At 69.0% G+C, this 18584-nt stretch carries 14 protein-coding genes; 8 read left to right on the plus strand and 6 right to left on the minus strand.

Annotation, left to right across the window (positions count from 1 at the left end):
• Position 1: 1 nt before the first annotated feature.
• From G369_RS36150 to G369_RS37365, 4 genes are all read right to left on the minus strand, one after another.
• Positions 2-295, minus strand: a complete 294-nt coding sequence (locus G369_RS36150) for a hypothetical protein (protein WP_019656209.1) — start codon at positions 293-295, stop codon at positions 2-4.
• Positions 292-3372, minus strand: coding sequence for a glutamate ligase domain-containing protein (locus tag G369_RS0122040; RefSeq protein ID WP_019656210.1), 3081 nt, complete (start codon positions 3370-3372; stop codon positions 292-294). The genes G369_RS36150 and G369_RS0122040 overlap by 4 nt, the downstream gene beginning before the upstream one ends.
• 109 nt (positions 3373-3481) lie before the next feature.
• Complete coding sequence (pal, locus tag G369_RS0122045; RefSeq protein WP_019656211.1) at positions 3482-3985, minus strand: peptidoglycan-associated lipoprotein Pal; 504 nt, start codon at positions 3983-3985, stop codon at positions 3482-3484.
• A gap of 108 nt (positions 3986-4093) precedes the next feature.
• A complete protein-coding gene (locus G369_RS37365; protein WP_019656212.1) occupies positions 4094-9433 on the minus strand; it encodes a hypothetical protein in 5340 nt (1779 codons plus the stop codon).
• 300 nt (positions 9434-9733) lie between these two features.
• On the opposite strand from G369_RS37365, the gene G369_RS0122055 reads away from it, so the two are divergent.
• Positions 9734-10168 (plus strand): DUF1841 family protein, encoded by a 435-nt coding sequence (locus G369_RS0122055; RefSeq protein WP_019656213.1) that lies wholly within the window; start codon positions 9734-9736, stop codon positions 10166-10168.
• Positions 10169-10218: 50 nt separating this feature from the next.
• On the opposite strand, the gene G369_RS0122060 is transcribed toward G369_RS0122055, so the two are convergent.
• Complete coding sequence (locus G369_RS0122060) at positions 10219-11211, minus strand: LysR substrate-binding domain-containing protein (RefSeq protein WP_019656214.1); 993 nt, start codon at positions 11209-11211, stop codon at positions 10219-10221.
• Positions 11212-11314: 103 nt separating this feature from the next.
• On the opposite strand from G369_RS0122060, the gene pcaH reads away from it, so the two are divergent.
• Both pcaH and pcaG read left to right on the plus strand, forming a co-directional pair.
• Positions 11315-12040 (plus strand): protocatechuate 3,4-dioxygenase subunit beta, encoded by a 726-nt coding sequence (gene pcaH, locus G369_RS0122065; protein WP_019656215.1) that lies wholly within the window; start codon positions 11315-11317, stop codon positions 12038-12040.
• A 23-nt stretch (positions 12041-12063) separates the two neighbouring features.
• Positions 12064-12666, plus strand: coding sequence for a protocatechuate 3,4-dioxygenase subunit alpha (pcaG, locus tag G369_RS0122070; RefSeq protein ID WP_208604401.1), 603 nt, complete (start codon positions 12064-12066; stop codon positions 12664-12666).
• An 84-nt stretch (positions 12667-12750) separates the two neighbouring features.
• Here pcaG and G369_RS0122075 read toward each other — a convergent pair whose 3' ends face one another.
• A complete protein-coding gene (locus G369_RS0122075) occupies positions 12751-13443 on the minus strand; it encodes a c-type cytochrome (protein WP_019656217.1) in 693 nt (230 codons plus the stop codon).
• Positions 13444-13612: 169 nt separating this feature from the next.
• Between G369_RS0122075 and G369_RS0122080 the strand changes: the two genes are divergently transcribed.
• The 5 genes from G369_RS0122080 (at position 13613) to G369_RS0122100 (ending at position 18577) form a co-directional block, all read left to right on the plus strand.
• Positions 13613-14467 (plus strand): AAA family ATPase, encoded by an 855-nt coding sequence (locus G369_RS0122080; RefSeq protein WP_019656218.1) that lies wholly within the window; start codon positions 13613-13615, stop codon positions 14465-14467.
• Positions 14468-14470: 3 nt separating this feature from the next.
• Entirely contained in the window at positions 14471-14716 is a 246-nt protein-coding gene (locus G369_RS0122085) for a hypothetical protein (RefSeq protein WP_019656219.1), read from the plus strand.
• Positions 14717-14744: 28 nt separating this feature from the next.
• Positions 14745-15329 carry a GNAT family N-acetyltransferase gene (locus tag G369_RS0122090; RefSeq protein ID WP_019656220.1) on the plus strand — a complete coding sequence of 195 codons (585 nt, stop codon included), beginning with the start codon at positions 14745-14747 and terminating at the stop codon, positions 15327-15329.
• A gap of 44 nt (positions 15330-15373) precedes the next feature.
• A complete protein-coding gene (locus G369_RS0122095; protein ID WP_019656221.1) occupies positions 15374-16561 on the plus strand; it encodes a vWA domain-containing protein in 1188 nt (395 codons plus the stop codon).
• Positions 16562-16624: 63 nt separating this feature from the next.
• Positions 16625-18577 carry an autotransporter assembly complex protein TamA gene (locus tag G369_RS0122100; RefSeq protein WP_026346539.1) on the plus strand — a complete coding sequence of 651 codons (1953 nt, stop codon included), beginning with the start codon at positions 16625-16627 and terminating at the stop codon, positions 18575-18577.
• Positions 18578-18584: the final 7 nt, after the last annotated feature.

Raw genomic sequence — 18584 nt, forward strand, 5'->3', positions numbered from 1 at the left:
ATCAGCACGGCAGCCTTTGCCCCTTCGCCACATCGGCCCTGATCCCGTTAACCGGCACCGGTTGCGCGGCGCTTCCCGTTACCGCGCAACCGGCCGGCCTCCCTGCGCTGACCTCCCCCTTTCGCCCTGACAAATCCTGCGCGAACACCAGCGCGATGTTGGCGCACAGCAGCATGCACAGCACCCATGCGCACAGCAGCTGCAGCCAGCCCAGCCACCAGCGGCGGGCGGGCTGCTGTCGCGTGGCGGGGGCCTCGTATCCGAAGGCCGAGTGCAGGAGTGCGTTGAATCTCATGGCAGTGCTTTCAAAACCCGGGCCAGCCGCGAAAGGCCGACACCCGCGGAACTCTTCGCCAGCACCCAGTCGCCGGGCTGCAGCAGCCCGCCGAGCGCTGTCGACAGATCGGACACATCGACGAACCAGTGCGAGCGCACCTTGGTGCGGATGCGCGCATGCAGCGCGCGCATCAGCGGGCCGCACAGCAGCACGCGGTCAGGCTGCGATGCGAGCAGCTCGGCCTCCAGGTCGAGGTGGTGGCGCTGGGCGGCGGGGCCGAGCTCCTGCATGTCGCCGAGGATCGCCACGCGCCGCGCCGGCTCGCAGGGCGCCTGCGAGAGCAGCTCCAGCGCGGCGCGCATCGAGCTGGGGTTGGCGTCGTAGGTCTCGTCGATCAGCTTGAAGCTGCCGCCGCCGATGTGAATGGTGTGCAGCGCACCGCGGCCGCCCGGCGGCTCGAAGTGCGCGAAGGGCTCGACCGCGGCGGCCAGCGGCAGCCGCATGGCCTGCAGCGCGGCGAGCGCGGCGATAGCGCTCGCGCCCATGTGCCGGCCCGGCGCGTTCAGCCGCAGCTGGAAGGGCTCGCCCGCCACCATCGCCTGCACCTCGCCGTGATCGAAGGCGAGCAGGCGCACGTCGGCGTCCCTGTGCTCGCCGTAGGTCACGATCTGCAGCTGCTGCGCCATCGCCGCTTCGGCGAAGGTGGCGAATTCGGGAATGTCGCGGTTGAGCACCACCGAATCGCCCGGCGCCATGGCCTGGAAGATCCGGCTGTCCATGCGCGCGGCAGCCTCGCTCGGGCCGCGGTGCTTCTGCGAGGCGGCGGACAGCCCCGTGACGACCATCAGCGAAGGCCGCACCAGCTGCGCCGACGCCGGCATGTGCGAAGTGCCCATCTCCAGCACCCAGTAGGCCGCGTGCCTGGGCATGCAGGTCATGTTCCAGGCGATGCCCGACGGCAGGCTCACGTTGCCCTCGGGCTGGCCGACCTCGCCCCACACGGTGAGCGCACCGGCCAGCATCGCCGCCACGGTGCTGCTTCCGGCGCCGCTGCCGAGCACGCCGCACACGCGGCCGGTGAACTCGGCGCGCGCATGGTCGCCGAGCTCCAGCACCGCCTGCAGCACGTTCTGCACCTTGAGCACGGGCACGCGCTTGTCGAGGTGCGGCTTGGGGTCGGAGCACAGCACGGCCGCGGCCGGCTGCAGCACGCCCTTGAGCGTGACGGCGGCCAGCGGCGTCTTGGAAGGCCGCGTCTGGTGGTCGAACACCACGCGGCCCTTGCGCATGAAGGAGCGCTGCGCCACGCCCGCGGCGCGCCAGCCGTCCTCGGGCTTGACCACCCACTCGCCGCCGGTCACGCGCGCCATCTCGCTGGCGGTCCACACCGCGCCGTCGTCGCGCCCGCCCCCGGAGCCCGCGCCACCCGGCACTGCGCGCCGCTCCACCAGGTAGCGGTGGTAGGCGGCGAAGCCCGAGAGGTACTGCTCGACGTCGTCGATGCGCACGCGGAACGAGTGGTGGCGGATGAAGAACGAGCCCACCACGGTCGACGGCCGGCGGAAGTACATCGCCATCTCGGGCCAGAAGAATCCGTTGAGCAGGTAGTGCGCGCGGTAGTCGAGCGCGCGGTAGAACTTCTCGGTGTCGAGTTCGTCCAGAAGGTGCCGCATCGCGGGCATGCCTTCGAGCCGCTGCAGCATCTGCTGCGCGGCCAGCATGAGTTCGAGCAGCGTCGGGAAGGTGGTCTTCCGGTCGAGCACGAAGTCGAGGTACCCCGCCACGTTCTGCAGGCCGAAGCGGAAGTACTTCTCCTGAGGGCTCCAGTGCGTGAGTTCGCACACGCAGCAGCTGAGCCAGTGGTCGTGCGCCTGCCAGTGCTGGCTGGCGATGAAGTGGTCGAAGGCCTTCTCCACCACCGCCAGCCATTGCGGCTCGCGCGTGAGCGAGTAGAGGCGCATGAGCGCGTAGGCGGCCTCGCCGTCGTAGTAGATGATGCGCGAGGCCTGCTTGACCGTGAGGTCGGCGGCGTGCAACACGTGGTTGAAGCGGCCGGTGGCCGCATCCTGCATCGAGGCGATGCCCAGCGCGAGCTTCTCCAGCAGCGGCAGCCAGCGGCGCGTGTCCATCAGCTCGCAGTACTTCACCAGCGCGAGCACGCAGGCCGCGTTGCCGCCGAGCTTGATCTCGCCGCCGGTGTCGACCAGGAAGGCCACCGCGCGCCCGTCGAGCAGGATGTAGTCGCGGATCAGCGAGCCGGTGAGATGCTCCAGCGCCCGGTCGATGGCCGCGCGCAGCGTCTCGTCGCGCGTGAGCTCCCACGACTCGAGCATCGCGTAGATCGCGCTCGCATGGCGCATCGCGTCGTAGGTCGGGATGCGGCGGTCGAAGCACGGGAAGTAGCCGTACACGAAGAGGCCGTCGCCCTGCACCTGGCGCGCGAGGTACGACGAGCCGCTGCGCACGAGTTCGAGCACCGACTGCGGGTTGAGCGCAGGCAGCTGCCGGCGGCCCGCGTCGAGCCCCGTGCCCACCAGCTTGTGCACCACGCCGTCGGGCTGGCAGAACACGCCCACCGTCGCCAGCAGGTAGACCGGCTGGTCGGAGGGCATGTCCAGCGGCGGCGAGCATTGGAAGCGCGCCTGGCCGTAGACCTCGAAGTTGCGCGCGTTGACCACCGAGTGCGCGATGGTCGAGTCGCCGCACAGCATGGCGTTGGCATTGAGTTCCTGCTCGGTGAAGGCGAGCGTGAAGTCCTTGTCGAAGGCCAGGCCGAGGCGGAAGTAGTTGCGCTTGACGGCCGTGAGCTGCGTCTTGAACTGGGCCCAGTCCATCGGGCTCGCGCCCTCCACCCAGTCGATGCGCAGCCACGGCGAGACGATGCCGCGCTCGTGCACCCAGCGCTCGACGTGGCCCGCGCCTTCGCGCCACGCAGTCTCGAAGTCGGCGGCCCGCGCGTGCACGACGTGTGCGCGCTGCGAGCCGTCGCTGACCGAGAAGAACAGCGTGAATGCCGGATAGGGCGCAGGCAGCGCCGCGCACACCGACGCAAGGCGTTCGTGGCAGGCGTGGAGCTGGTCTGTGAAGGACATCATTCGGCCCCGTTCGAATGCGGGAAACCGGCCACGCCCGTCATCTGCTTTCGCTCTGACGTGTGCGCGGTCCGGGGACTGCCACCACCGAAGTCATCGCGGTGACCCGGCTTCAGCGATAGCTGAATTCGGCCCGGCGATTGAGCTGATAGCCCTCCTCGGTGGTTTCGAGCGATGCAGGTTTCTCCAGGCCCCAGCTGATGGCCTCGATGCGCTCGGCGGGCACGCCGAGCTGCGTGAGCGCGCGCTGGACCGAGTCGGCACGGCGCTGGCCCAGCGCGAGGTTGTATTCGCGGCCGCCGCGCTGGTCGGTGTGGCCCTCGATCACGACCTTGCTCTGCGGCCGGTTGCGCAGGTAGCTCGCGTGAGCTTCCACGATGTTCCGGTCGCCGGGCCTGATGTTGTATTTGTCGAAGTCGAAATAGACGATCTTCGGCACCCCGGCTGGGCCGTTCTGCACCGGCGGCGGCGGTGCCGGCTCCACCTTCGGCACCGCGGTCGCAGCCTTGTTCGAGTAGTAGTAGGTCGCATCGTCGCGGCCGGTCTTGGGGGCCGCGCAGCCCACCAGGACTGCGCCGAGCGCGACGATGGCCACTGTCTGGAAATTCTTCTTCATATCGGTCCTTTCGCGGGACAGGCCGGTGGCGGCCTGTCCCTGGTGCTGCGGCAAGCTCCCCCGCCCCTCTTCCTTCTTGTGTTCTCTCTACCGGTGTCCGCCGGCCGATCAGCCCAGCAGGCCGTGCAGGACGTTCGTCACCGGCGAAACCGCGTGCTCGACCAGGCTGGTGATCGGCGTCACGACTTCCGTCACCAGCGGGGTGACGGCGTGGTCGACGCTGCTCACCGTGGTGCTCACTGCCTCCGCCACCGGCGCGGCCGCCGAGGTGGTGCCGGCCAGGATGTCGGTCACCGGTGCCGTCACGTCGTGCACGGCGCTGGTCGCGGTCGAGACGATCGGCGTCGCGGCGGCGGTCACGCTGCTGGCGACCTCGCTCACCGGCTCCAGGATGTTGGCCACCGGGCTGTTGCCGCCGGTCAGGCCGCCGAGCAGGCTGCCCACCAGGCCGTCCTGGCCCAGGAGGCTGCCGACGAGGCCGTCGTTGCCGAGCACGCCGTTCAGCAGGCCGCCAGCGTCGCCGCCGGTCACGGTGCCGAGGACACCGCCGACCAGGCCGTCGCTGCCGAGCACGCCGTTCAGCAGGCCGCCAGCGTCGCCACCGGTCACGGTGCCGAGGACACCGCCGACCAGGCCATCGCTGCCGAGCACGCCGCCCAGCAGGCCACCAGCGTCGCCACCGGTCACGGTGCCGAGAACGCCACCGACCAAGCCATCGCTGCCGAGCACGCCGTCGAGCAGACCGCCAGCGTCGCCACCGGTCACGGTGCCGAGAACGCCACCGACCAGGCCATCGCTGCCGAGCACGCCGTCGAGCAGACCGCCAGCGTCGCCGCCGGTCACGGCACCGAGGACACCGCCGACCAGGCCATCGCTGCCGAGCACGCCGCCCAGCAGGCCGCCAGCGTCGCCGCCGGTCACGGTGCCGAGGACACCGCCGACCAGGCCATCGCTGCCGAGCACGCCGTCGAGCAGACCGCCAGCGTCGCCACCAGTCACGGCACCGAGGACACCGCCGACCAGGCCATCGCTGCCGAGCACGCCGTCGAGCAGACCACCGGCATCGCCGCCGGTCAGGCCACCCAGGAGGCCACCGACCACGCCGTTGTCGCCCAGGATGCCGTCAAGCAGACCACCAGCGTCGCCGCCGGTCAGCCCCCCCAGCAGCCCGCCGACCACGCCGTTGTCGCCCAGGACCCCATCAAGCAGGCCACCAGCGTCGCCGCCGGTCAGACCACCCAGCAGACCACCGACCACGCCGTTGTCGCCAAGGACGCCGTCGAGCAGACCGCCAGCGTCGCCGCCAGTCAGACCACCCAAGAGACCGCCGACCACGCCGTTGTCACCGAGGACGCCATCGAGCAGACCGCCAGCGTCGCCGCCAGTCAGACCACCCAAGAGACCGCCGACCACGCCGTTGTCACCGAGGACGCCATCGAGCAGACCGCCAGCGTCGCCGCCAGTCAGACCACCCAAGAGACCGCCGACCACGCCGTTGTCACCGAGGACGCCGTCGAGCAGACCACCGGCATCGCCACCGGTCAGACCACCCAGGAGACCACCGACAACGCCGTTGTCACCCAGGACGCCGTCGAGCAGACCACCGGCATCGCCACCGGTCAGACCACCCAGGAGACCGCCGACCACGCCGTTGTCACCAAGGACGCCATCGAGCAGACCGCCAGCGTCGCCGCCAGTCAGACCACCCAGCAGGCCGCCGACCACGCCGTTGTCGCCGAGCACGCCACCGAGCAGGCCGCCGTCACCGCCGAGCACGCCGCCCAGCAGGCCGTTGTCGCCACCCACGAGGTTGGCAACGCCGTCGGTCAGGTAGTCGACCTGCGTGGCGACCTGATCCAGCAGGGCGCCCGTGGCACCCGCGCCGAGCACCTGGTCGGTCACCGGGCTCAGCAGGCCGCCCACGCCATCGGTCACCTGGCCGACCACGTTGTCGACCGGGTCCAGCACGTTGGGATCGTTCGGCACGAAGCCGGTACCGAGCACGGGGCCCAGCAGGCCGTCGACCGTGTCGGTCAAGCCGTCGGTCAGGCCGACCACCGGGGTCAGGGCATCGCCCAGGCCCAGGCCGCCGAGCACGCCGTTGTTCAGGCTGTTCGCCAGGCCGCCGACCACGTTGTCGACCGGATCCAACAGGGCTTGAGCGCCGGTGCCGGGAGAGGTGCCGCCGCCGAGGCCGCCGAGCAGGCCACCCAGCAGGCCGTCGTCACCCAGGACGCCGTCGAGCAGGCCACCGGCATCGCCGCCGGTCAGGCCGCCCAGCAGGCCGCCGACGACGCCGTTGTCGCCCAGGACGCCGTCGAGCAGGCCACCAGCGCCGCCGCCGGTCAGACCACCCAGGAGACCACCGACAACGCCGTTGTCACCCAGGACGCCGTCGAGCAGACCACCAGCGTCGCCGCCAGTCAGACCACCCAGCAGGCCGCCGACCACGCCGTTGTCGCCGAGCACGCCACCGAGCAGGCCGCCGTCACCGCCGAGCACGCCGCCCAGGAGACCACCATCACCACCGAGGACGCCGCCCAGCAGGCCATCGCCGCCGATGAGGTTGGCCACGCCGTCGGTCAGGTAGTCGACTTGCGTGTCGACCGCATTCAGCAGCGCGCTGGTCGTGCCGGCGCCGAGCAGCTGGTCGGTCACCGGGCTCAGCAGGCCGCCCACGCCGTCGGTCACCTGGTCGACGACGCCGTCGACCGGGTCGAGCACGTTGGGGTCGTTGGGCGTGAAGGTGGAGCCGAGCACCGGAGCCAGCAGGCCGTCGACGGTGTCGGTCACGCTGTCGGTGACGCTGGTCACCGGGGCCAGCACGTCGCCCAGGCCCAGGTCGCCCAGCAGGCCGTTGTTCAGGCCGGAGGCCACGCCGCCGACCACGCTGTCGAGCGGGTCGAGCAGGGCGTCGCCGGTGCCGGGGGTGCCGCCGTTGCCGATGCCGCCCAGCAGGCCGCCGAGGAGGCCGCCCACGAGGCCGTCATTGCCCAGCACGCCACCCACGATGCCGTCGTCGCCCAGCAGGCCGCCGACCACGCCGTCGGGTCCGAGCAGGCCGCCGGCAAGGCCGTCGCCGCCGAGCACGCCGCCCAGGCCGTCGCCGCCCAGGAGACCGCCGACCAGGCCGTTGTCGCCGAGCAGGCCGCCCACCACACCGTCGCTGCCCAGCAGGCCGCCGACGATGCCATCGTCACCGAGCACGCCGCCCAGCAGACCGTCGTTGCCGAGCAGGCCACCGACGATGCCGTCATCGCCCAGCACGCCGCCGAGCAGGCCATCGTTGCCGAGCACACCGCCCAGCAGACCGTCATTGCCCACCACGCCGCCGAGGAGACCGTCGTTGCCGAGCAGGCCACCCACGAGGCCGTCGTCACCCAGCAGGCCGCCGACCAGTCCGTCGTTGCCGAGCAGGCCGCCGACGGCACCGCCCAGCAGGCCGCCTTCGCCGCCGAGCAGGCCGCCCAGCGGGCTGTCGGCGATGATCCCGGAGATCGCGCCATGCTCGCCGAGCAGGCTGTCGACCAGGCCGCCGTGGCCCAGCAGCTCGCCGGTGAGGCCGCCGCTGCCGAGCACGTTGGCCAGGGTGCCGTCGCCGCCGAGCAGGCCGCCGACGAGGCCGTCGTCACCCAGGACGCCGCCCAGTGCGCTGCCGTCGCCGAGCAGGCCGCCCAGCAGGCCGTCTTCGCCCAGCAGGCCGCCGGTCAGGCTGCCCACGGCGCCGTCGCCGAGCAGGCCGCCCACGATGCCGTCGCTGCCCAGCACGTTGCCCAGCAGGCCGCCCACGGCACCGTCGGAGCCCAGCAGGCCGCCGACCACGCCATCGGGTCCGAGCAGGCCGCCCACGACGCCGTCTTCGGCCAGCAGGCCGGAGACCACGCTGCCATTGCCCAGCACGTTGTCGAGCAGGCCGCCGACGACGCCGTCGTTGCCCAGCAGCTGGTCGGTGACGCCGCCGAGGCCCAGCGCATCGGTGAGGCCGCTGACGATGCCGTGATCGCCGACGAGGTTGTTCAGGCCGTTGTTCAGCGCGTCGGTCAGGTAGTCGACCTGACCCACCACCGTGCCGAGGATGGCGGTGGTGGCCCCGGCGCCCAGCAGGTTGTCGAGCGTGGGGCTCAGCGAGTCGCCCAGCAGGCCGGCGACGCTGCCCACGGTGTTGTCGATCGGGTCGAACTGGTTGGGATCGTTCGGCGTGAACTCGCTGCCGAGAACCGGCGCCAGCACGTCGTCGAGCGTGTCGGTGAGGCCGTCGACCGCATGGGTGACCGGAGTGAGCGAGTCGCCCAGGCCGAGCGCGTTGCCGAGGCTGTCGGTGACGTGGCCGACGAGGCCGTCGCCCGGGTCGAGGAGGTGGTCTGCGTCGGCGTCTGCGTCTGCGTCGGCATCGGCGTCGGCATCTGCGTCTGCGTCGGCATCTGCGTCTGCGTCGGCATCTGCGTCTGCATCGGCGTCGGCATCTGCGTCTGCGTCGGCATCTGCGTCTGCATCGGCATCTGCGTCTGCGTCTGCGTCTGCATCGGCATCGGCATCGGCATCGGCATCTGCGTCTGCGTCTGCGTCTGCGTCGGCATCTGCGTCTGCATCGGCATCTGCATCGGCATCTGCATCTGCATCTGCATCTGCATCGGCATCTGCATCTGCATCTGCATCTGCATCTGCATCGGCATCTGCATCTGCATCGGCATCGGCATCGGCATCTGCGTCTGCATCGGCGTCTGCATCGGCGTCGGCATCTGCGTCGGCGTCTGCGTCGGCATCTGCATCACCGTCCGCATCCGCATCAGCATCGGCGTCCGCATCGGAGTCGGCGTCCGCATCGGAGTCGCCAGGATTGGTCGGATTGCCCGAGCCGACGAGCAGCGGGAATGCGCTGTCGCTGCCGCCGCCACCACCGCTCAGTGCAGCACCCAGCGCCGCGGCGCCGAGGGCGCCCAGCGCGAATTCACCGAGGCCGATGCCGCTGCCGGCAGCGAGCTTCTTGGTGACGGCCAGGGCAGCGGCGTCGGCGTCGCTGTCGGGCGGGGTCACCTGCAGGTCGCCCGAGGCGACATCGACATTCACCTGTTCGAGGCCGCCGGGCAGCTTGGTCGAGCCGATGGTGGCGTCGGTGCCGCCGGTGAACACACCTGCGAGCGGGGCCTTGTTGGTGGCCGATCCGGGGAAGAGAACGTTGGCGTGGCCGTCCTGCGGAACGATCACGCGGTCGCCGGCCATCAGTGTCTGATTGCCATCGACGGGAATGCTGACACCGTCGCGCATGACGGTGACGCCGGGCGTGGCGTTCGATAATGTGCCGATGCTGGCCGGGGCGGCAGCTGCGGCCGGGCTCACCACGCCGGGGGTACCCAGCGGAGTGACGGTGGCCTGGGCGAGAACCACAGGGGCAGCGCCAGCGGCGGCAAGTCCCTCGGTCGAATTGGTCGATGCTTGTTGAGCGGTCATGGCAGCCTCTGTGACAAAAGATGCCTACTCAGGGGCAACTAGCGTGCCGCTTTTGCCGGGCTCCATTCCGAAGCTGCCTTGGACACCGCAACTCGTTGATTCGTATGGAAAATTTTCTTTTTGCAGGACCTTCGACGGGGTGTGGAAACAGCTCGTAAGGAGGTCAATTGGCGATTCGTTACGTTACGAAGTAACGCCGCGTACCCGGAACGTCCGACACATCCGAAGCGCCGCGAAGCCGCCGAAAAAACCGTTCTCGCCGGCCTCTCCCTTTCATCTTTTCGCCACCTCTATATAGATATGTTCAACCCCTCCCAGGAAGACGTGCGCCGCTTCTTCTGCGACGTCTACGCCAAGCACCGGCAGGGCCTGCCGATGGAAGCGCTCGAGACCATCGCAGCAGGCTGGATCGACCAGCACCCCGAGTACCACGAGGACCTTGCAGACGCCGACGCCGCGGTGGCGCGGGTGTACGACGGATCGAACGGACGCGAGAACCCGTTCCTCCATCTGTCGATGCACCTGTCGATCAGCGAGCAGTGCTCCATCGACCAGCCGCGCGGCATCCGCCAGGCGGTCGAGCTGCTCGCTGCGCGACGCGGCTCGCTGCTGCATGCGCATCACGAGGCGATGGAGTGCCTCGGCCAGATGATGTGGGAGAGCCAGCGCGCGGGCCGCCCGCCCGATGGCGAAGGCTACGTGGCCTGCGTGCAGCGCAGGGCAACGAAAGACTGACCCCCAGGCTTCGCGCACTTCGTGTCGCTGCGCCACCTGGCGAAAACACGTTAGCCCTTGCGCTTGCGCCTGGCTGCGGGGGGCACCGCGCCCTGCTCCTTGGCGGCCTCTCGCAGCAGCACGGCCATGGCGGCTCGCAGCGCCGAGGGCTCGGCGTCGCTGCGCTGCAGCAGACCGACGGGCTCTTCCGTGCCGGCCGTCTCGATGCGCAGCCGCACGAGGCGCCCATCGTCCAGCTCGCCGCGCGCGGCACCCAGCGGCGTGATCCACACCGCATCGGACACTGCCGCCAGCGCACGAGCCACCGCCACGTCGAGCGTCTGCAGCGCATTGGCCGGCAGCACGAGGCCGCGCGCCGACAGGAAGCTCTCGGTGTTGTGGCGCGGGCTGGTGCCCTCGCCGTACACCACCAGCGGATAGGCCAGCACCGCCTGCACCGACGCCGCCTTGTACGCCAGCGGATGGCCCGCGCGCACCGCGAACACCAGCGCCTCGGTGTGCAGCAGCTCGAAGCTCAGGCCGCCCATCAGGCGCGGATCGCTCATGCGGCCCACCACCAGGTCGAGTTCGCCGGCGCGCAGCTCGTCGAGCAAGGCGGCGTTGGCAGCGCTCTTCACCACGATCTGCACCGATGGCCTGCTGTCGCGCAGCCGCGCCAGCGCCTGCGGCAGCAGGGCCGGCGCCACGCTGGGCAGCGCGCCGATGCGCAGCCGCTCGATGCGCTCGCCCGCCGCGGGCGCCACGGCCTGCGCGCTGGCGTCGAGCGCCTCCAGCACGCGCAGCGCATGCGCCAGCAGCTGCTCGCCGGCGGCCGTGAGGCCCTGCACGCCGCGCCGCCCGGCGTTGCTGCGCTCGACCAGCCGCGTGCCGGCAATGGCCTCGAGCTCGGAGAGCGTCTTCGACACCGCCGGCTGGCTCAGCGCCAGCCGCCCGGCGGCGCGCGCGAGGTGTCGCTCCTGCGCCACCGTGACGAAGCAGCGCAGGTGCCGCAGCTGCACGTTGCGCACGAAGTCCTGGCGAAGATCGGTGAGTTGGTCTTTCAATTCCTGCAGGTTATTGAAAACGTAGCAATCTTCAATTTACATCATCGGATGCCGCTTCTACAGTGGCGGCTTCCGAAGCGTCCCACGACAGGAGACAACGTTCATGCCGACCCATACCAAGGGCGACTCGCCCATCCTCACGCCGCGCGACTGGGATGCCCACCCCAGCTACATCTACCCCGGCTACAAGTCCACCGTGAAGCGCGGCCCGCAGAAGCCGCTCATCCCGCTGAAGGCCTCGCTCGGCGAGCTGCAGCAGCCGGTGTACGGCCACGACAGCATCGGCGAGTTCGACCACGACCTCACGCGCAACGCGCGCAAGAACGGCGAGCCGCTGGGCGAGCGCATGATCCTCACCGGCCGCGTGCTCGACGACCGCCGCCGCCCGGTGGCCAACACGCTGGTCGAGCTGTGGCAGGCCAACGCCGCCGGCCGCTACGTGCACAAGGTCGACCAGCACGACGCGCCGCTGGACCCCAACTTCCTCGGCGCCGGCCGCTGCCTGACCGACAGCGAAGGCCGCTACCGCTTCCTCACCATCAAGCCCGGCGCCTACCCCTGGGGCAACCACCCGAACGCATGGCGTCCGCAGCACATCCACCTGTCGCTGTTCGGCCAGAGCTTCGCGAGCCGCCTGGTCACGCAGATGTACTTCCCCGGCGACCCGCTGCACCAGTACGACCCGATGATCACCGGTACGCCCGAGCGCTACCGCAACCGCCTCATCGCCGACTTCAGCCTCGACATCACCGAGGACGGCTACGCACTGGGCTACCAGTTCGACATCGTGCTGCGCGGCGCAGACGAGACGCCTTTCGAAAATCGATGAGCCAGGAGACGCAAACCATGTTGATGACCGCACTGGAAGCCGACTTCGGCCAGACCCCCTCGCAGACCGTGGGCCCCTACTTCGCCTACGGCCTCACCGCCACGCAATACGGCTACGACTTCGACCAGCCCTTCGACGCGGTGCTCGCGCTCGACGGCGCCAAGGGCCAGCGCATCCGCCTCGAAGGCCGCGTGCTCGATGGCGACGGCAACCCGATCAACGACGCGATGGTCGAGATCAGCCAGCCCGACGGCGAAGGCCGCTATCCGCAGACGCCCGAAGAGGCACGCGCCATGGGCTTCCGCGCCTTCGGCCGTGTCGGCACCGGCACGCACGAAGGCAACCGCTTCGTGTTCCACACCGTCAAGCCCGGCGCCGAGTCGCCCGGCGAGGCACCGCACATCAACGCGATCGTGCTGATGCGCGGCCTGCTGCTGCATGCCTTCACGCGCATCTACTTCAGCGACGAGGCTGAAGCCAACGCGAAGGACGCGGTGCTGCAGAGCGTGCCCGCCGAGCGCCGCCACACGCTGATCGCCGAGCGCGTGGAGCAAGGCGGGGCCGTCACCTACCGCTTCGACATCCGCATGCAGGGTGCCGACGAGACGGCGTTCTTCGACGTCTGATCCATCTGATCTCTCAGGGAAATCCCGGACATGAAAAAGCCCGCATCAGCGGGCTTTTTTTGTTTTTGGAAGCGCTCGACTTGGTTACTCGGCGCCGTGGTGGATGCGCGATTCGGGCACCGTCTTCAGCTCGCCCGGCAGCGAGCTGATGTAGCTGGCCAGCGTCTTGAGCTCGGCGTTGGTGAACTTCTTCTCCTCGACCTGCTGGCCCATCACCGCATTCGAACGGCCCAGGTGCGAGTTGTTCTTCACGCGGTACGACTTGAGCGCGACGAAGAGATAGTCGGCATGCTGGCCGGCCAGCTTGGGCACGGTGCCGTCATTCGGCGTGTTGAAGTTGGCGCCGTGGCACTTGGTGCAGCTGTTGTCGGCGTTGCGGGTGATGAGTGCCTCGACGTTGGCCGGCGTGGCCTTGGCCAGCGTGGCGGGAGGTGCGCTGCCGTCCTTCAGGCCGAGCTGGCTGTAGTAGGCGGCGATGTCTGCGATGTCCTGCTCGGTGAGCGTGTCCGCGATGGCGCGCATGGTGGGATGCTTGCGGTCGCCGCCCTTGTACGCGGTGAGCGCTGCCGTGATGTAGGTGGCGCTCTGGCCAGCGATCATCGGCACCTTGTGGATCTCCGGAAAACTGGCCTGGTAGCCGATGATGCCGTGGCAGCCCACGCACATCTGCACCTTCTTTGCTCCGTCCTGGGCCTTGCCAGTGACTTGTTGGGCTTCAGCCGAGACCGTCACGGAAGCGACAGCAAGGGCAAACATCGTGGTCAACAACTTGTTCATTTTGCGCGCACAATCTCGTGGAGAGTACAGTTTTTCGGATCAACATTCGATTATATGCAGGGGTCCCCTGGAACCCTGTGCAGGCCAACCCTGAGGCTGCACGACGCACATCGGGTGTGTTCTTTTCTCCACCCCCGTCCTCGTTCCATCCGTTCCATTCATCGCACTCATGAAATTCCAGGGCTCAGACAACTACGTCGCCACGCAGGACCTGATGCTCGCGGTCAACGCGGCAATCACGCTCAAGCGCCCGCTGCTCGTCAAGGGCGAACCCGGCACAGGCAAGACCATGCTTGCGGAGGAAGTGGCCCAGTCGCTGGGCCTGCCGCTGCTGCAGTGGCACATCAAGTCGACCACCAAGGCGCAGCAGGGCCTCTATGAATACGACGCGGTGAGCCGCCTGCGCGACTCGCAACTCAAGGACCTCGACGGCGGCGAGCGCGTGAGCGACATCAACAACTACATCGTCAAGGGCGTGCTCTGGCAGGCCTTCACGGCCGACCAGCCGGTGGCGCTGCTGATCGACGAGATCGACAAGGCCGACATCGAATTCCCGAACGACCTGCTGCGCGAGATCGACCGCATGGAGTTCTACTGCTACGAGACGCGCGAGCTCATCCGCGCCAAGCACCGCCCGGTGGTGTTCATCACCTCCAACAACGAGAAGGAACTGCCCGACGCCTTCCTGCGCCGCTGCTTCTTCCACTACATCAAGTTCCCCGATGCCGAGACGATGAAGCACATCGTCGGCGTGCACTTCCCCGGCCTCAAGCAGGAGCTGCTCGCGGCCGCGATGAAGACCTTCTACGACGTGCGCAACCTGCCGGGCCTGAAGAAGAAGCCCTCCACCTCCGAGCTGCTCGACTGGCTCAAGCTGCTGGTGGCCGAGGACATCCCTCTCGAAGCCCTGCAGAGCAAGGACGACAAGGTCGCCGTGCCGCCGCTGGTGGGCGCGCTGCTCAAGAACGAGCAGGACGTGACGCTCTTCGAGAAGCTCGTCTTCATGCAGCGCAACAACCGCTGAGCCATGAGCAGCCAGAAACACTCCACCAGACAGCTCATGAAGCTGGGCATCGCCCAGGCCGTGATGTTCATGGTGGGCGCGCTGCTGGGCCGCGGGCTCGGGCTGCTGCTGGGCCTCGACGCCTTCGGCAGCGGCGAGTACAACAAGCGCGAGCTCATCGGCATCGCGCTGATCGGCCTGGGCGGCGGCGCCGGCGCACAGGCCGCGCGCGTCTGGTACACGGGCAAGTACGGCGACCCGCGCGGCTGAGCCCTGCGAGCCCGGAGGAAAGGGACAAATGGCATTCGTCGAACCCGTCACGCTGAAGGCCCGCGGCATCGCACTGGTGCCGCTTGCGCTCGCGCATGAGGAAGGACTGCGCGCCGCGGCCGCCGACGGCGAGCTGTGGAAGCTGCGCGTCACCTCCGTGCCCGAGCCGGAGAACACCCGCGCCTACATCGAGACCGCACTCAAGACCGCCGACCGCTTCGCCTTCGCCGTGACCGACGAGGCCACCGGCACCGTGCTCGGCACCACCAGCTTCCACGACATCCTGCCCGCAGTGAAGCGAGTGGAGATCGGCTACACGTGGTACGCCGCGCGCTGCCAGCGCACCCATGCCAACACCACCTGCAAGCTGCTGCTGGGGCATGCCTTCGACGCGCTGGGCTGCAACGTGGTGGGCTGGCGCACCGACAACTTCAACTTCGCCTCGCAGCGCGCCATCGAGCGGCTGGGCGCGAAGAAGGACGGCGTGATCCGCGGCCATGCGATGCGCCGCGACGGCACCATCCGCGACACCGTCATGTACAGCCTGCGTTCGGGCGAATGGCCCGAGGTGAAGGCGCAGCTGCTGTATCTGCTCGACAAGCCGCGCGGCTGACGCGCGACGACGGCCACACACGAGAAACAATGAAGGAGCGCCCCATGCTCATCGACTTCTTCTACACCCTGCGCTCGGCCAAGCTGCCGGTGTCGGTCAAGGAATACCTCACGCTGCTGGAGGCCCTGCAGGCCGACGTGGTGGGGCCGAACTCCGACGGCGCCTACGGCATCGACGACTTCTACTACCTCTCGCGCACCGCCCTCGTGAAGGACGAGAAGCACTACGACAAGTTCGACCGCGCCTTCGCCGCCTACTTCAAGGGCGTGGAGATGCTGACCGACTTCACCAAGGAAGTGCCGCTCGACTGGCTGCGCAAGACGCTGGAGCGCGAGTTCACGGCGGAAGAAAAAGCCAAGATCGAGAAGATGGGCTGGGACGAGCTCATGGAGACGCTCAAGAAGCGCTTCGAGGAGCAGAAGGAGCGCCACGAGGGCGGCAGCAAGTGGATCGGCACCGGCGGCACCTCGCCCTTCGGCAACGGCGGCTACAACCCGCAGGGCATCCGCATCGGCGGCGCGGGCAAGAACAGGAGCGCCGTGAAGGTGTGGGACCAGCGCGCCTACAAGGACTACGACGACACGCAGGAACTGGGCACGCGCAACATCAAGGTCGCGCTGCGCCGGCTGCGCAAGTTCGCGCGCGAGGGCCATGACGAGGAGCTGGACCTCGACGACACCATCCACTCGACCGCCGCCAACGCCGGCTTCCTCGACATCAAGATGCGGCCGGAGCGCCACAACAACGTCAAGGTGCTGCTGCTGATGGACGTGGGCGGCACGATGGACGAGCACATCCAGCGCGTGGAGGAGTTGTTCTCGGCCGTGAAGACCGAGTTCAAGCACCTGGAGTTCTTCTACTTCCACAACTGCGTGTACGACTTCATGTGGAAGAACAACAAGCGCCGCTTCTCCGAGAAGTTCGCCACCTGGGACATCCTGCGCAAGTACAACAAGGACTACAAGCTCATCTTCGTCGGCGACGCGACCATGAGCCCCTACGAGATCCTGCAGCCCGGCGGCAGCGTCGAATACAACAACGAAGAGGCCGGCGCCGAGTGGATCCAGCGCCTGACGCACACCTTCCCGAAGTTCGCGTGGATCAACCCCGAGCCGCAGGGCGTGTGGCAGTACCGCCAGAGCATCGCGGTGATGCAGCAGCTGATGTCCAACCGCATGTATCCCCTCACGCTGCGGGGCCTTGAGGAAGCGATGCGCATGCTGTCCAAGTAGGACGATGCCGTCGATCCGGCCCGCCCTTCAGGAAGCGGCCGGGCTTGCTGTCAGAATCCGCCCATGGTCAGGGCGGTTCCTGTTTCTTCGCCGGCGTGGTGGCCGGCTTTGCTTTTGTGCGGCGTCCTGCTTCTGCAAGGCTGCAGCCTGCTGCCGAAGAAGGAATCCGCCGAAGAAAACAAACCCGTGTCGGGCCTCGTGCGCAGCGGCGCGGCCGGCGCCGGCGCCGGCACCACCGACGCAGACAGGGACGGCAAGGAAGGCGAAAGGAAGCCCGGCGACAAGCGCGACGCCTTCACCGTCGACGTGCGCGGCCCCGAGGCCGTGCGCGACTACCTCCGGCTGCATCTCGAGCTCCAGCGCTACCGCGAGCTCGACGACCTGGGCGCCACCGAGATCTCCCGCCTCATGGTGGCCGCCGAGGCCAATGCGCGCGAGCTGCTCGCCACGCTCGGCTACTTCACGCCCACGCTGACGCTCGAACTCAACGAGACCCCGCAGGGCGAGAAGGCGCCGCGCGAGATCGTCATCAACGTTTCGCCCGGCGAGCTCACCAAGGTGAGCAACGTGCAGATCAGCTATGCCGGCCCCATCGCCGACGACCCGGCCGCCGAGTCGCAGCGCGACACCATCCGCACCGCCTGGGCCCTGCGCGCCGGCCAGCCGTTCACCCAGCAGGCCTGGGACGACGCCAAGACCACGGCGCTGCGCAGCCTCACCGCCAGGCGCTTTCCGACCGGCAGCATCGCGATCAGCCGCGCCGAGGTGGATGCCGACCGCAGCGAGGCGCGACTGAGCGTCACCTACCAGTCGGGCCCGGCCTACAAGTTCGGGCCGCTGGTGCTGCGCGGCATCCAGCGCTACGACCCCGACGGCGCGCGCCGCATCGCGCGCCTGCCCAGCGGCCAGGACTACGACCAGCAGAAGCTGCTCGACGCACAGCAGCGCCTGGCCAGCAGCGGCTACTATGACTCGGTGTTCCTCACGCTCGACACCGACAGCGGCAACCCGCTGGCCGCGCCCGTCATCGCGCAGCTGCGCGAGGCGCCGCTGCAGAAGGTGGTGCTGGGCGTGGGCTTCACCACCGACAACGGGCCGCGGCTGTCGATCGACCACATCCACAACCAGGTGCCGCTGCTGGGCTGGCGCGCCGTCTCGCGGCTGTCGGTGGACAACGACATCAAGTCGCTGTCCACCGAGCTGAAGGCCATTCCCGACGACCACGGCTGGCGCTGGTTCGCCGGCGCCGAGCTCAAGAGCGAGCAGTCGGGCAGCTACGTGGTCGACAGCGGGCGCCTGCGCGGCGGGCGCAGCAAGTCGGGCGACCACATCGACCGCAGCTACTTCCTGCAGTACGACTACGCCCAGAACCGCGGCATCAACGCCCCGCCCTCGGCCTCGGCCGTGACGGCCAACTGGGGCTGGACCGGACGCTACTTCGACGACAACTCCGCACCCTCGCGCGGCTACGGCCTCGCGCTCGAGGTGGCGGCCGGCTACACGCTTACCGGCGAGCAGGTGCCCTTCACCCGTACCTACGCGCGCTGGCTCGGCGTGCTGCCGCTGGGCTCGGCCGAGGACAAGGAACTGCGCGCGCGCCGCAGCCGCCTGCAGCTGCGCGTGGAGGCCGGCGCCGTGTCGGCGAAGGACAGCGCGCAGATCCCCTCCACGCTGATGTTCCTGACCGGCGGCGACACCACCGTGCGCGGCTACAGCTACAAGCAGATCGGCACCGTGCGCGCCGACGGCACCACCGTGGCCGGCCGCTACCTCGGCGTGGCCAGCGTGGAGTGGCAGCGCCCCTTCGTCTACAACAACAAGCTCACCGAATGGGAGAGCGTGGTGTTCGTCGACGCGGGCGCCGTGGCCGACAAGCCCGGCGAGCTCAAGCCCAAGGTCGGCGTGGGCGTGGGCGCGCGCTGGCGCAGCCCCGTCGGGCCGGTGCAGGCCGACCTGGCCTATGGCGTGGACTCGAAGAAGTTCCGCCTGCACTTCCGCCTCGGCTTCACCTTCTGACGCAGGC

It is taken from the genome of Variovorax atrisoli 110B (genome assembly GCF_000382045.1).
Lineage (GTDB): Bacteria > Pseudomonadota > Gammaproteobacteria > Burkholderiales > Burkholderiaceae_C > Variovorax > Variovorax atrisoli.